Raw genomic sequence first — 12,780 nt, 5'->3', positions numbered from 1 at the left:
GCGGCAATCGTCGACTTGCCGACAGTTCGGTGAATCGGCTGCTCAGGCCAGCAGCACCAGGACGAAACCGGCCGCGTAGACGATGGCGAACGAGACCGGAATCCACTGTTCGAGGTGGGTCAACGGCCAGTATCGCGACGGGTCCCGACCCTCGCCCAGCGCCTTCCACTCCGCCCGCCAGTACGGCGAAGCCGGCAGCCGCTCCTCCAGCGCGCCGATCACGACGTACTTGGCGGAGTTGAGCTGACGATAGGAGCGCAACAACCAGAACCAGGCCGCACACTGCAACAGCAGTGCCGCCACCGGGACGGCCAGGTAGCTCGGCTCGACGCCGTCGCGACTGCGCCAGACCACACCGGCGGCGGTGGCGATCAGCGTGTTCAAACTCAGGAAGAACGTGTTGGTGAGGCCGCGCCGGGCACTCACCCGGTCGGCCATCTCCACATAGATCTTGTACTGCTCCAGCACCACCTTACGGCGGTCGTCGGCGTCCGGGGGATCCTCCTCGTCGGCCGCGCCCCACAGCAGCGGGGTCACCTCGTCGAAGCGGGCCGTCGTCGTACCCAGATACCTGCCCATGTTCACCGCTACAGTGTGGCGATCCCGGCTCGGGCCGCAACCCCGGGCCCGCGCAGCCGCCAACGAGTCGGTCCGCCCGATCAGGCGGACCTGACGACGTGCCCGGGTGCACCACCGGCTGGACCACGGCCCCCGGCGGACGGACGGTGTTGACCCGTCCTACTCCGCCGGACGGCCATCGATTCGATCCGACGACCGCCGGCGCGCCAATGGCGCAGGCTCCGGCCGACCAGGCTTCGGGAGCAGGTGCCGCACCTGCTCCACCGAGCCCCCGCGAACGCCCAGACTGTCCCGGGCGGCCCGGTAGAACCGGTCACGCCCCAGATCGGCCCGGTGGATCATCCCGGTCACGTCCGTCGGCGGACGAGGCAGGTCACGTGCCGCCGATTCGATGTCGCGGACCGCATGCCGCCACTCGGCAGCGGCACTGACCGTTGCCTCGTCACCGAGCAGCAGCACCGACTCCCACGCCAACGTGTGCCGGACGTCCGCCTCGGCCAGTCGGGCCACTCCCTCGCTGTGGTCGAGTGCCGGCCGCCTCGCCCCGGGACGGTGCTCGCCGAGCATCTGGGTCGCCACGGCGTGGATCTCCTTGACCGCCTTCGTCAACTCCACGTACGCGTCGAGTCGCCGTTCGTCCCACCGGACGGTCTGGCTCCGGCGCCACCGGGTCCGCTCGTTCAGGCCGGTGGCGAGCATCGTGCCCGCCGTACCGATCAGGACACCGAGCAGAGCCGGCAGTTGCGTCCCGAGGTTTCCCAGCACGCTCATCGATCCCCCGCCCGCTGATTCATCTGGCCGGCCACGCTATCGCAGGCCGGGGTGCGGCGGGCGCCTGAGGATCATCGGTCAGGAACGTGGTCAGCGCGCGGCGGAAGGCGTCCGGGCGCTCGACCCAGGGCAGGTGACCGGCTCCGTCCAGGCTGACGCGTGTGACGCGCGGCAACGACCGGTGCAGCGAGTCGACGCCCCAGCGAGGGCGGATGTCCTCGGCGCCGTCGACGATCAGCACGGGCACGTCGAGCGTACGGCACCGGGCGGCCAACCCGGACTCGCGGAGTTCCCGCTTCACCTCGGCGTTGAGAGCCTGGTTGCACTCCCGGTTGATGCCGAGCCACGGCGTGGCCATCTCCTCGGCGTGGCGCAGGGCGGCGTCGGGGTCGGCGAAGTCGGCCGACCACTGCAGGATCGCCCCTTCGCGCTCCTCGGCAGCGGCGCGCGGTGGGTCGCCGAGCGCCGCCCATCGTTCCCGGTACGGTTCGAGGCGCCGCCGCAGGTTCCGTTCGTAGTGCGGATGCCAGCCGCGATCGGGGTCGATGCCGGTGCCGGAGACGTAGACCAGGTGACTGACCCGATCGGGGTACTCGATCGCGTACCGCAGCGCCAGGTGGGCACCCCACGAGTGCCCCAGCAGCGCCGTCCGCGGCCCGGCCAGGTGCTCGCGTACCGCGTCGAGATCGGCGACGAAGCGGGCGACCGTGTAGGGCCCGCGCCGCTGCGAGCGTCCGCAGCCTCGCTGGTCCCACCGGACGACGTGGGCGTGATCGTCGAGCAGCCGGGCGACCGGGCCGAGGTAGTCCCACATGCCCGGGCCGCCGTGGCAGAGCACCAGCGGCGATCCGGCGCCGGACTGGTCGGCCCACAGGCGACAACCGTCTTCGGTACGCACGTCTGCGGTCATCGCGACAGTATGGCGATCCGCATGCCGGCCGTGGGGACCTGCGGCGCGACGGTCGATGTGGCACGTTGGGCGGATGAGCGCCGAGGAGATCCCGCTCGCCGGCGGGAACGTCACGGCGGGCGTGGTGCGGGTCGGCGACACCGTACGCCGGCAGGCCGGCCCCTGGACCCCGACGGTGCACGCGTTGCTCGACCACCTCTGGTCGGTCGGCTTCCGGGGCGTGCCCCGGCCGCTCGGGGTCGACGAGAAGGGCCGGGAGGTGCTCACCTACGCGGCAGGTGAGGTGCCGTGGCCGCACCGCTTCGACCTGCTGGAACCACTGGGCCGGCTCGCCCGGATGGGCCGGCTGGCGCGGGAGTTGCACGACGCGCTCGCGACGTTCACACCGCCGCCCGACGCGCGGTGGAACGCCCTGATCCCGGCTGACCGGGACGAGCTGATCGTCCACCACGACCTCGCGCCGTGGAACCTCGTCATCGGTGAACGCTGGATCGTCATCGACTGGGACAATGCCGGGCCGGGATCACGCCTGTGGGATCTCGCCTACGCGGCGCACGGATTCGTCCCTCTGTCGGCGCATCAGGGCTGGCAGCGCGCGGACGCGGGACGGCGGCTACGCGCCCTCGTGGACGGGTACGGGCTGGACGAGCGGCAGCGCCGCGACCTGGTGCCGTTGCTGCCCGCCCGGACCCGGGCGATGCACGACTTCCTGCGGGACCAGGCCGCACTCGGGGTCGAGCCCTGGACGACGCACTGGCGGATCGGGCACGGCGAGTCGTGGCGCGCGGACGCCGACTACACCGAGCGCCACACCGACCAGTGGTTGAAGGCCCTGCTGGACTGAAGCCGGTCAGGGTCGGTCCTCGCGTGGCAACGAGTTCGGCTCATTCCCCCGGTCGGGGCGGGTGCGCGTGCCCGTCCCGACCCACTGGACCGCCCTGTCTCCGATCACCCCTGCCCGGCGGGTGCAGTTGTTGTCGCCAGGGCGACCAGAAGTGCACCCAGAGGTGCAGACGCAACCGGGAAAGGACCGACGTGACCGGGGTGTGTCGCTCCGGCCAGCTCTACGGCACCGGCCTGCCGGCCCGGATGACCCCGCCCGAGGCGCGGACCCGCGCGTTCGATCCGCGCCGCCGGGGCGTCGACGGCGATCAGGTGCGCGCGTTGCAGGCCGAGGCCGCCGACGAGCTGACCGACCTGCACCGGCAGATCCGCCGGCTGACCGTGCAGAACGAGCGACTGAAGCGGGCCGTGCGCGACTGGCAGGCCATGCACGCCCGCCGGTGCCGCCGCCGAGCGACGGTCGCTGGTAGCGGTGCGTCCGCAACCGGGTGACCTGCTGCGGATCGACGGCCGCGCCTCGGTGCAGTTCGGCGGCGACCGCGCCCTGACGTTCCGGGTCGTGTCGGTCGACTCCGAGCTGACTCACCTCGGCTGGATCTGGTTGGCCGGCTACGTCATCGACCGTCGTGTCCTCGCCACCGCGAAGCGGGAGATCTTCGTCCAACTCGTCGGCCTGCGCGGGGCCGAGGAGCGTTCACGACCCGGTCAGTCCTGCGTGCAGGCGAACAGGGTCCAGGCGTCGACCTCGGTCGGGTTGAGCGGCCGGGCCGCCGGGAGGTACGCGGACAGGTCCCGGAAGTCGGCCGCGGCGTTGTGGACGCACACCGCGAGCGCGCCGTCGAGCAGGTCGCGGACGGCCTGCGCCTCGGGCGCGGTCACGTCCTCCAGCAGCGGGCTCCACACGTCGAGCGTGAACACCACGTGGCAGGCGCTCTGGTCGGCCTTCACCACGCAGTAGTAGCGCCCGGTATCGGCCAGCCGGTTGCGGATGTTCGCCCAGGTCATCGCGCCGGAGATATCGGCGACGTCCGCGCCGGGCGCGCACGCCATCTGGAAGAACCAGCGGGTCGGGTCGCCCTGGACCACCGCGCCGTAGACCAGGACCAGCCCACCGTGGTGGTACACCACGAAACCCTGCACGTCGGGGGTGAGGGTGAGGAAGTCCGGGGTCCACACCCGGCCGTACTGCCGCTCCGCGAGCGACCTGAGGAATTCGATGGTCCGTCCGGCGGCCCGGCGAGCTTCCACGCCCATGCGTTCAGTCCCTTCCGCGCCCGGCCCGGCGGGCGTCGGCTTGTCGGCACGCAACCACGCCGCGACGGTGGTGACCGGCACGGCTCCGGCGATCAGCGTTCGCCCCCCACGGAAATGACCGCGGCCGTCGGTGGCGCCCCACCACCCGAGGGGTTTGCGGAAGCCTCACGCTACGAAGCGCGACGTAGCGGAATCAAGACATCACAGTGAGATGAGTGTCCGGTCTGGACGGTCGGTCCCGTCAACGGGACCGACCGCATTGAGCACGTTAACAGACTCGGCGGCAAGTCCCGTCGATCGGACTACCCGACACGTCGTCCGATCGGGCGGACGCGAGCCTCGACCCGTCCGCGCGGCTGCCCGCTCCGGCCGTACCCGGTTGTTAGGTTGACTCCGAGACACCCCTCACCCGACCGACCCGCCGCCGCACGACGGCCGGGCGGCCGGCTGCCGTCCGACGGAGAGGGGTGCGATGACGGCGATGCCACCGGAGCCCGGCCCGGCCGGCCGCCGACCGGGGCCCGGCGCACCTGTCGACGGCCGGCGACGACGCTGGGCCGGACGGGCCCGGGCGCTCGGTGACGCGGCGCGCCGGCGTGCCCGGCGGTTCTGGGCCGGCGCGCAGCCCACGCTGCGGGGCCTGTGGTGGACCGAGGAGCAGGCGACACCGGTGACCACCGTCGACCGGCGGCAACCGGAGCCGCTGGTGGTGCCGGCCCAGGGCCAGGTCTACGTGTTCGGGGTCCGGGCCACCTACACCTGGTCGTCGGAGACCGCCCGGCCGGAACTGTTCGGCTGGTACGTCGACTATTTTCAGCCGCAGGCGACGCAGCGGCTGCACCGGCTGGCGGTCCGCTGCGCGGCGGAGGTGCCGCCGCACCGTCCGCGCGACCTGCTCGCCGCGCTGACCGCGGCGCTCGCCGAGCACGATCCACCACCCTGGGCGTACGCGCGGGGCGACGTGACGTTCAGCTGCGAGCCCGACGTGACGGTGCACCTGGACGAACGGGTCCGCCGGCTGCTCCTGCCGTACTGGGAGCAACGCATCGCGCTGGAGTGCGAGCGCGACCTGGTCCGCCGACGCGCCGAGTACGCCGAGGAACGCCACCGGCGCGACCCGCCCCCATCCGACACGACGGAGCCGGAGCGACCGCCCGGCGGCACGGGGCGCGCCGCGGCCCGACCCGCGCCGCCCCGACGCGGCCCGCGGCCGGGCGTCCCGGCGGAGATGTTCATGCCGCTGAACCCCCTGCTGCCCCCGCCCACCCCACGCCCGGCCCCGGGTCAACGCTCCCACCCACCCCACCCCGAGAACCCACCCCCGACCCCTGACCCGTGACCTCACCCCCGCGATCTTGCACTTGCGGCCCCGGGAAAGTCGGATCTGATCTGATGTGGAAGGGCCGTATCTGCAAGATCGACGAGGGCCAGGGGCGGGGACGGGACGGGACGGGGGTCAGCCGACCAGGGTGGCGTAGCGGCCCTGGCGGGTGAGGAGGGACTGGTGGGTGCCGGACTCGACGATGCGGCCGTGGTCGAGCACGGCGATCCGGTCGGCGTCGCGCACGGTGGAGAGGCGGTGCGCGATGGTCACCACGGTCCGGCCCCGGGCCAGCTCGTCCAGGGCCCGCTGCACCGCGCGTTCGGTCTCGGTGTCCAACGCGCTGGTCGCCTCGTCGAGCACCAGGATCCGCGGGTCGCGCAGCAGCGTCCGGGCGATGGCCAGGCGCTGCTGCTCGCCGCCGGAGAAGCGGTGGCCACGGGAGCCGACCATGGTGTCGTACCCGTCGGGCAGCGCGGCGATCAGGTCGTGGATCCGGGCGGCGCGGGCGGCGGCCTCGAGGTCGGCGTCGGTGGCGTCCGGCCGGGCGTACCGCAGGTTGTCGCGCACGGTGGCGTGCAGCAGGTACGTCTCCTGGCTGACCACGCCGACGACGGCGGCCAGGTCGGCCAGGCGCAGATCGCGCAGGTCGACGCCGTCGATGGTGATCCGGCCGGCGTCCGGGTCGTGCAAGCGGCTGATCAGGGCGGCGAGCGTGCTCTTGCCGGAGCCGGTCTCGCCGACCAGGGCCAGACTGGTGCCGGCCGGCACGTCCAGCGTGACGCCGGCCAGCGCGGCGGTGTCACTGCCCGGATAGCTGAACGTGACGTCCTCGACGCGCAGGTGGCCGCGGACCGTGGCCGGGTCCAGCGGCGTCGGGCGGGCCGGCTCGGCGACCTCGACCGGCAGGTCGAGGTACTCGAAGATGCGGGCGAACAGCGCGAGCGAGGCGGTCAGCGTGACGCCGACGTTGAGCAGGCCCATCAGCGGGCGGAACAGGTTGCCCTGCAAGGCGGTGAACGCGACGAGCGTGCCGATGGTGAGCGTGCCGGCGGTGCCGGGCAGGCCGGCGCCGAGATAGATCACGGCGGGGATGGCGGCGAAGACCACGGTCATGGCGGCCATCCGCCAGCGGCCGGCCAGTTCGGAGCGCAGTTCCAGGTCGACCAGGCGGGCCGAGGAGGCGGTGAACCGGTCGACCAGCGCCGCACCGGTGCCGAGCGTCTTGGCCAGCCGGACGCCGCTGACCGACAGCCCTTCCTCGATGGTGACGGTGAGGTCGGCCAGCTCGCGCTGGCGCCGGGCGGTGATCTCCCGGCGCAGCCGGGCGACGCGGCGGGTGAGCCAGAGCGCGGGCGGCAGCACGATCACCGAGACGAGCGTGAGTCGCCAGCTCAGCGCCACCATGGCCACGGTGGTGGCGACCACCGTGGTGAGGTTGGCGGCGATGGAGGTGGCGGTGGAGGTGACCACCGACTGCATGCCGCCGATGTCGTTGGTGATGCGCGACTGCACCTCACCGGTGCGGGTGCGCACGAAGAAGCCGATCGACTGCCGCTGGAGGTGGGCGAAGACGTCGGTGCGCAGCCGGTGCATGACCTCCTGGCCGACGCGGGTGGAGATCCAGGTCTGCACGACGCCGAGCACGGCGGTGACGGCGGCCACCGCGATCATGGCCGCGACCAGCCAGGCCAGCAACGTCAGGTCGCGGTCGGGCAGGGCCCGGTCGATCACGGCACGCAGCAGGAACGGCGAGGCCATCGCGATGATCGACGACACCACGATGATCGCCACCACGGCGGCGAGCGGGCCGCGGTGGGCGGTGAAGAGGCCACCGATGCGGCGTAGCGACACGTCGCGGGCCTGGGCCTTCTCGGTGGGGGACACGGTTCGGCCGGCTCCGCGGCCGTCGGGGATGCGATCCAAGGGGGTGCTCCTTCGTCGGGGTAATGCTGAGGTTACCTCATCATGAGGGAACAACAGGATCGGCTGCTACCGTATTCCGGGTGAGCGGCAGCGACGAGGAGAGCCCGGCCGAGACGTTCTGGGCGGTGGCCCGACGGCTGCGCCACCAGACCAAGCGCGCGCTGGAGCCGTGGGAGGTCAGCCCGGGGCAGGCGCGGGCACTCGGCGTCCTGCTGCGGCACGGCGCGTTACGCCCCGGCACGCTCGCCGAGCACCTGCACATCGCGCCCCGCTCGGCCACCGAGGTGGTCGACGGCCTCCAGGAGCGCGGCCTGGTCGAGCGGCGGCCCGACCCGGGCGACCGGCGGGCCACGCTCGTCGCGCCCACCGCCGAGGGCGAACGGGTCGGCGCCGCCATCCGGGCGGCCCGGGCCACCGAGGCGGAACGGTTCTTCGGCGCGCTCGACCCGGGCGACCGGGCGGAGCTGACCCGGATCCTGCGCCGACTGCGCGACGAGTAGCGCCACCACCGGAGTCGACCGACCGCGACGCCCACAGGGCCCGCCCCGGCCGTCGCGCTAGCCGGCCAGTCGGTCGCGGCGGCGGCGCAGGAACGCCTGTTCCGCCTCGTTGCCGGTGCCGGCGATCGCCGCGTCGTACGCGGCCCGCGCCTCGGCCGGCCGGTCGAGGCGGCGCAGCAGGTCGGCCCGGACCACGTGCCACACGTGGTAGCGGGCCAGGTCGAGCCGGTCCACCTCGGCCAGGGCGACGGCCGGTCCGCGTACCTCGGCCAGCGCGACCGCCCGGTTGAGCGCCACCACCGGCCCCGGCGCGCAGGCTGCCAGCCGGTCGTAGAGCGCGAGGATCTGCCCCCAGTCGGTGGCGGCGGCGGTGGCCGCGTCCGCGTGCACCGCGTTGATCGCGGCCTGGATCTGGTACGGGCCGGGCCGGTCCCGCCGCAGGCAGCTTCGCACCAGGTCCTGACCCTCGACGACAAGCGTCCGGTCCCACCGGCTCCGGTCCTGTTCCGGCAGCGTCACCGGCATCCCGTCCGGGCCGGTCCGGGCCGCCCGCCGCGCCTCGGTGAGCAGCATCAGCGCGAGCAGTCCGAGCGCCTCCGGCTCGTCCGGCATGAGCGTCACCAGCAGCCGGCCCAGCCGGATCGCCTCGGCGCTCAGCTCGACGCGGCCCAGGTGCTCCCCCGCACTGGCCGTGTGCCCCTCGTTGAAGATCAGGTAGACCACGGCCAGCACCGCGCGCAGCCGGTCCGGCAGGTCGGCGTCGCGGGGCACCCGGTACGGGATCCCGGCGTCCCGGATCTTGGCCTTGGCCCGGACCAGGCGCGCCGCCATGGTCGACTCCGGCACCAGGAAGGCCCGCGCGATCTCGGCGGTGCGCAGGCCGCCGAGCAGGCGCAACGTCAACGCCACCCGGGCGGCCGGGCCGAGCGCCGGGTGGCAGCAGGTGAAGATCAGACGCAGCCGGTCGTCGGTCACGGGCCCCTCCTCGGCGGGCGGGTCGGCGGCGTACAGCAGGGCGGCCTGGGCGTGCCGGGCGGCGCGGGTGGACTCGCGACGTAGCCGGTCGATCGCCCGGTTGCGGGCGGTGGTGACGATCCAGCCGGCCGGGCTCGACGGCGGCCCGTCGACGGCCCAGCGGCGCACCGCGACGGCGAACGCCTCCTGGACCGCCTCCTCGGCGAGGTCGATGTCGCCGAGGAGGCGGACCAGGATGGCCACCACGCGGCCGTACTCGGCCCGGAAGACGCGTTCGACAGCGGTCATCCCTCGCCCTGGAACGGCCGGACCTCGATCGGCAGCGTCGTGGCGCGGGCATAGCGGCGGCCCCACTCCAGCGCCGCGTCCAGGTCGGGCGCGCGGATGATGGTGACGCCGCCCAGGTACTCCTTGCCCTCGACGAACGGCCCGTCGGTGACCAGCACGTCGTCGCCGGCCGCCCGCAGCACGGTCGCGGTCTCCGGCGCGTGCAGGCCGTCGCCGAACACCCAGCAGTCGGCCTCCCGCAGCTCCCGGCCGATGGCCTCCACCTCGCGCATCACCCCGGCCAGGAACGCCGGGTCCGGCCGCTGCGCGCCGGCCGGCTGGTACATGCTGATCAGGTACTGCTTCACGGTTCCTCCTCGGCACCACGGGCGGCCCCTGCCGCCCTCCACCCTTCACACGAACGGCGGACGCCGGTCTCGACACGCCGGGCGGGCGAGATTCCCGCCGGGATCCGGGTATGCCCGGCCGTGGGCGACGGCCGGGTGATCGTGGTGGGGGCGGGGTTCTCCGGGTTGGCCTGCGCGCTCGCGGTCGAGGCGGCCGGCGCGCGGTCGCTGCTGCTGGAGGCCCGGGACCGGGTGGGCGGCCGGACGCTGAGCCGACCGCTGCCCGGCGGTGGCTGGCTCGACCTCGGCGCGCAGTGGATCGGCCCCGCCCAGGACCGGATGTACGCGCTGGTCGCCGCGTACGGCTTGGAGACGTTCCCGTCGCCGGCCCGGGGCGCGCCGACGCTGGTGCTCGACGGTGCGCCGGTGGCCGGGCCGCCGGCCGGGCTGGCCGGGCTGCTCGACACGCTGGACGCGCTGGCGGCCGGCGTCGACCCGGTCGCGCCGTGGCGGGCCGCCGGGGCGGCGGAGTGGGACCGGACCACGCTCGGCGGGTGGCTCGCCGCCACCGCGCCCGACCCGGTCACCGCCCGGTACGCCGGCCGGCTGCTGGCCGGTGGGCTGCTGGCCGCCTCGCCGGCCGAGGTGTCGCTGTTGCAGATGCTGTTCTACCTGCGCAGCGGCGGCGGCGTCGGATCGCTGCTCGGCATGGCCGGCGGCGCCCAGCAGGACCGGATCGTCGGCGGGCCGGCGGCGCTGGCGCAGCGGATGGCCGGCGCGCTGCCGCCGGGTCGGCTGCGCCTCGACGCGCCGGTGGACGCGATCGCCCAGGACGCCGCCGGCGTGCGGGTCCGTGCCGGCGGTCAGGTGCACCACGGCGACGCGGTGGTGGTCGCGGTGGCCCCGGCGCTGGCCGGCCGGATCCGGTACGACCCGCCGCTGCCGGCGCTGCGCGACGGGCTGACCCAGCGGATGCCGATGGGCGCGGCGGTCAAGGTGCACGCGCGCTATCCGGAGCCGTTCTGGCGGGCCGACGGCCGTTCCGGGGTGGCCACCACGGACACCGGGCCACTCACCGAGACGGTGGACAACTCGCTGCCCGGCGCGCCGGGCGGGGTGCTCACCGCGTTCAGCTACGGCGCGCAGGCCCGGGCGCTGCGCCGGCTGTCGGACGGGGCGCGCCGGGCCGCGTTGCGGGACGCGCTGGTCACGTTGTTCGGCCCGGCCGCCGCCGACCCGGTGGACCTCGTCGAGTACGACTGGTCGGCCGACCCGTGGACCCGGGGCTGCTTCTGCGGCATGGTGACGCCCGGCTCCTGGTGCGACTACGGCCCGGAGCTACGCGCGCCGGTGGGCCGGGTGCACTGGGCCGGGACGGAGACCGCGACCCGGTGGAGCGGCTACCTGGAGGGCGCGGTGACCGCCGGCGAGCGCGCCGCCGCCGAGGCCCTCCACGCCCTCGGCTGAGCCTCGAGATTCAGAGAAAATCTTCGATGCGTCTATTGAAAAGTTTCTCCGTCATGTGACCTAATGTTGACAGTTCCTTTCGGCATACTCCCGCCGCCGCGAGGCGGCAACCCCCAGGGAGGAAAGATGCACAGTCACCTGCGATCGGCGCTGCGCGCGGCCGGCGCCGCCCTGCTCGCCACCGTCACCGCCGCCGCCGCGGCCCTGGCCGGCGCCGCGCCCGCCCAGGCCGCCCCGGCCGGACTGCCCGGCATGGACGTCTCCAGCTACCAGGGCAACGTGAACTGGTCCGGCGCCTGGGCCAACGGCGCCCGGTTCGCGTACGTCAAGGCGACCGAGGGCACGTACTACACCAACGCCTACTTCGCCCAGCAGTACAACGGCTCCTACAACGTCGGGATGATCCGCGGGGCCTACCACTTCGCCCGCCCGGACACCACCACCGGCGCGACCCAGGCCAACTACTTCGTCGACCACGGCGGCGGCTGGTCGCGGGACGGCCGGACGCTGCCCGGCGCGCTCGACATCGAGTACAACCCGTACGGCGCCACCTGCTACGGGCTGAGCCAGGCGTCGATGCGGAGCTGGATCGCCTCGTTCGTCAACCAGTACTACGCCCGCACCGGCCGGTGGGCCACCATCTACACCACCACCGACTGGTGGAGCACCTGCACCGGCAACACGTCGCAGTTCGCGGCCAACAATCCGCTGTGGATCGCGCGGTACTCCAGCAGCGTCGGCACGCTGCCGGCCGGCTGGGGCACGTACTCGTTCTGGCAGTGGTCCTCCTCCGGCGTGTTCCCGGGTGACCAGAACGTCTGGAACGGCACGCTGGACCGGCTCCGCGTGCTGGCCTGCAACGGCACCTGCTGACCCCACCGGCGGGGCGGGTCGCTGCGGCCCGCCCCGCCGCCGTGTCCGAACCCGACGAGGAGGCCCCGATGTCCGTTCCTCTCCCCCGGCGGGCCGTGCTGCGCGGCGCGGTCCTGCTCGGCGCCGCCGCCGGCGCCGGCGCGCTGACCCAGGTCGGCGCGGGCCGCGACGCCCGGGCCGCCGCCACCCGGGTCGACCAGCCGACCATCGCCAACTGCGCGACCTGGGGCGCCCGTCCCCCGTCGTCGCCGGTGAGCGTGGTGCAGAGCCGACCCAACAAGATCATCATTCATCACACCGCGTTCCCGAACACCACCGACTACAGCCTCGCCCAGGCGTACCGGAACTCGCGCGACATCCAGAACCTGCACATGGACAGCAACGGCTGGCTCGACTCCGGGCAGCACTTCACCAACAGCCGGGGCGGCTACCTGACCGAGGGCCGGCACGGCAGCCTGTACGGGCTGCTGCACGGGCAGAGCATGGTGCAGGGCGCCCACTGCGTCGGGCAGAACAGCCAGGCCATCGGCATCGAGAACGACGGCATCTACCTCGACGTGCAGCCGCCGCAGGCGCTCTGGGACAGCCTGGTCTGGTTCTGCGCGTTCACCTGCCAGCAGTACGGCATCGCGCCCACCGAGATCTACGGGCACAAGGACTTCAACTCCACGCAGTGTCCCGGCCTGCTGCACGACCGGCTGCCCGAGCTGCGGCGTACCGTCGCCGGCCGACTCGGCGCCTGAGATG

14 protein-coding genes are annotated in these 12,780 nt (G+C 73.7%); 7 read left to right on the top strand and 7 right to left on the bottom strand.

Features of this window, described 5'->3' with window-relative positions; all coding sequences use genetic code 11:
- Nucleotides 1-42 precede the first annotated feature (42 nt).
- The 3 genes from C8054_RS22240 to C8054_RS22230 all read right to left on the bottom strand — a co-directional run bounded on the left by C8054_RS22240 (nucleotide 43) and on the right by C8054_RS22230 (nucleotide 2,260).
- Nucleotides 43-585 (bottom strand): hypothetical protein, encoded by a 543-nt coding sequence (locus tag C8054_RS22240; protein ID WP_199199881.1) that lies wholly within the window; start codon nucleotides 583-585, stop codon nucleotides 43-45.
- A gap of 153 nt (nucleotides 586-738) precedes the next feature.
- Nucleotides 739-1,350 (bottom strand): hypothetical protein, encoded by a 612-nt coding sequence (locus C8054_RS22235; protein WP_199199880.1) that lies wholly within the window; start codon nucleotides 1,348-1,350, stop codon nucleotides 739-741.
- 19 nt (nucleotides 1,351-1,369) lie between these two features.
- Nucleotides 1,370-2,260, bottom strand: coding sequence for an alpha/beta fold hydrolase (locus C8054_RS22230; RefSeq protein WP_107159736.1), 891 nt, complete (start codon nucleotides 2,258-2,260; stop codon nucleotides 1,370-1,372).
- Nucleotides 2,261-2,333: 73 nt separating this feature from the next.
- Here C8054_RS22230 and C8054_RS22225 point away from each other — a divergent pair, with 73 nt between their 5' ends.
- A complete protein-coding gene (locus tag C8054_RS22225; protein WP_107159734.1) occupies nucleotides 2,334-3,104 on the top strand; it encodes a phosphotransferase in 771 nt (256 codons plus the stop codon).
- Nucleotides 3,105-3,295: 191 nt separating this feature from the next.
- On the top strand, nucleotides 3,296-3,595 hold the full coding sequence (locus C8054_RS22220) for a cell division protein DivIVA (RefSeq protein ID WP_233219959.1): 300 nt from the start codon (nucleotides 3,296-3,298) through the stop codon (nucleotides 3,593-3,595).
- 213 nt (nucleotides 3,596-3,808) lie between these two features.
- On the opposite strand, the gene C8054_RS22210 is transcribed toward C8054_RS22220, so the two are convergent.
- Nucleotides 3,809-4,357, bottom strand: a complete 549-nt coding sequence (locus tag C8054_RS22210) for a hypothetical protein (protein ID WP_107159840.1) — start codon at nucleotides 4,355-4,357, stop codon at nucleotides 3,809-3,811.
- A gap of 472 nt (nucleotides 4,358-4,829) precedes the next feature.
- On the opposite strand from C8054_RS22210, the gene C8054_RS22205 reads away from it, so the two are divergent.
- Nucleotides 4,830-5,696, top strand: a complete 867-nt coding sequence (locus C8054_RS22205) for a hypothetical protein (protein WP_107159732.1) — start codon at nucleotides 4,830-4,832, stop codon at nucleotides 5,694-5,696.
- A 117-nt stretch (nucleotides 5,697-5,813) separates the two neighbouring features.
- Here the strand turns inward: C8054_RS22205 and C8054_RS22200 are convergent, their stop codons facing one another.
- A complete protein-coding gene (locus C8054_RS22200) occupies nucleotides 5,814-7,565 on the bottom strand; it encodes an ABC transporter ATP-binding protein (protein ID WP_233219957.1) in 1,752 nt (583 codons plus the stop codon).
- A 119-nt stretch (nucleotides 7,566-7,684) separates the two neighbouring features.
- Between C8054_RS22200 and C8054_RS22195 the strand changes: the two genes are divergently transcribed.
- Nucleotides 7,685-8,104 (top strand): MarR family winged helix-turn-helix transcriptional regulator, encoded by a 420-nt coding sequence (locus C8054_RS22195; protein ID WP_107159727.1) that lies wholly within the window; start codon nucleotides 7,685-7,687, stop codon nucleotides 8,102-8,104.
- 57 nt (nucleotides 8,105-8,161) lie between these two features.
- Here the strand turns inward: C8054_RS22195 and C8054_RS22190 are convergent, their stop codons facing one another.
- Nucleotides 8,162-9,367, bottom strand: coding sequence for an RNA polymerase sigma factor (locus C8054_RS22190; RefSeq protein WP_107159725.1), 1,206 nt, complete (start codon nucleotides 9,365-9,367; stop codon nucleotides 8,162-8,164).
- Nucleotides 9,364-9,714 carry a YciI family protein gene (locus C8054_RS22185; RefSeq protein ID WP_107159723.1) on the bottom strand — a complete coding sequence of 117 codons (351 nt, stop codon included), beginning with the start codon at nucleotides 9,712-9,714 and terminating at the stop codon, nucleotides 9,364-9,366. Before C8054_RS22185 ends, C8054_RS22190 begins: the two co-directional genes overlap by 4 nt.
- A 120-nt stretch (nucleotides 9,715-9,834) precedes the next feature.
- Between C8054_RS22185 and C8054_RS22180 the strand changes: the two genes are divergently transcribed.
- The 3 genes from C8054_RS22180 (at nucleotide 9,835) to C8054_RS22170 (ending at nucleotide 12,776) form a co-directional block, all read left to right on the top strand.
- Nucleotides 9,835-11,160: an FAD-dependent oxidoreductase gene (locus tag C8054_RS22180; protein WP_107159721.1), complete on the top strand. Its 1,326-nt coding sequence runs from the start codon at nucleotides 9,835-9,837 to the stop codon at nucleotides 11,158-11,160.
- A gap of 126 nt (nucleotides 11,161-11,286) precedes the next feature.
- Nucleotides 11,287-12,033 (top strand): lysozyme, encoded by a 747-nt coding sequence (locus C8054_RS22175; RefSeq protein ID WP_107159719.1) that lies wholly within the window; start codon nucleotides 11,287-11,289, stop codon nucleotides 12,031-12,033.
- Nucleotides 12,034-12,101: 68 nt separating this feature from the next.
- The gene (locus tag C8054_RS22170) at nucleotides 12,102-12,776 is read left to right on the top strand and encodes a peptidoglycan recognition family protein (protein ID WP_107159717.1); all 675 of its coding nucleotides are present in this window, start codon (nucleotides 12,102-12,104) and stop codon (nucleotides 12,774-12,776) included.
- The last annotated feature ends 4 nt before the right edge of the window (nucleotides 12,777-12,780 follow it).

This window comes from Micromonospora sp. RP3T (assembly GCF_003027925.1).
Classification (GTDB): domain Bacteria; phylum Actinomycetota; class Actinomycetes; order Mycobacteriales; family Micromonosporaceae; genus Micromonospora.
Note: the sequence above shows the minus strand (reverse complement) of the source record. Positions and strands in the feature narration are given on the sequence as shown.

Excerpts from the sequence above, each read along its gene's own strand:
- C8054_RS22170 (WP_107159717.1), top strand. The coding sequence starts at position 12,102 with ATGTCCGTTCCTCTCCCCCGGCGGGCCGTGCTGCGCGGCGCGGTCCTG.
- C8054_RS22225 (WP_107159734.1), top strand. The coding sequence starts at position 2,334 with ATGAGCGCCGAGGAGATCCCGCTCGCCGGCGGGAACGTCACGGCGGGC.
- C8054_RS22230 (WP_107159736.1), bottom strand. The coding sequence starts at position 2,260 with ATGACCGCAGACGTGCGTACCGAAGACGGTTGTCGCCTGTGGGCCGAC.
- C8054_RS22175 (WP_107159719.1), top strand. The coding sequence starts at position 11,287 with ATGCACAGTCACCTGCGATCGGCGCTGCGCGCGGCCGGCGCCGCCCTG.
- C8054_RS22190 (WP_107159725.1), bottom strand. The coding sequence starts at position 9,367 with ATGACCGCTGTCGAACGCGTCTTCCGGGCCGAGTACGGCCGCGTGGTG.
- C8054_RS22235 (WP_199199880.1), bottom strand. The coding sequence starts at position 1,350 with ATGAGCGTGCTGGGAAACCTCGGGACGCAACTGCCGGCTCTGCTCGGT.
- C8054_RS22205 (WP_107159732.1), top strand. The coding sequence starts at position 4,830 with ATGACGGCGATGCCACCGGAGCCCGGCCCGGCCGGCCGCCGACCGGGG.
- C8054_RS22210 (WP_107159840.1), bottom strand. The coding sequence starts at position 4,357 with ATGGGCGTGGAAGCTCGCCGGGCCGCCGGACGGACCATCGAATTCCTC.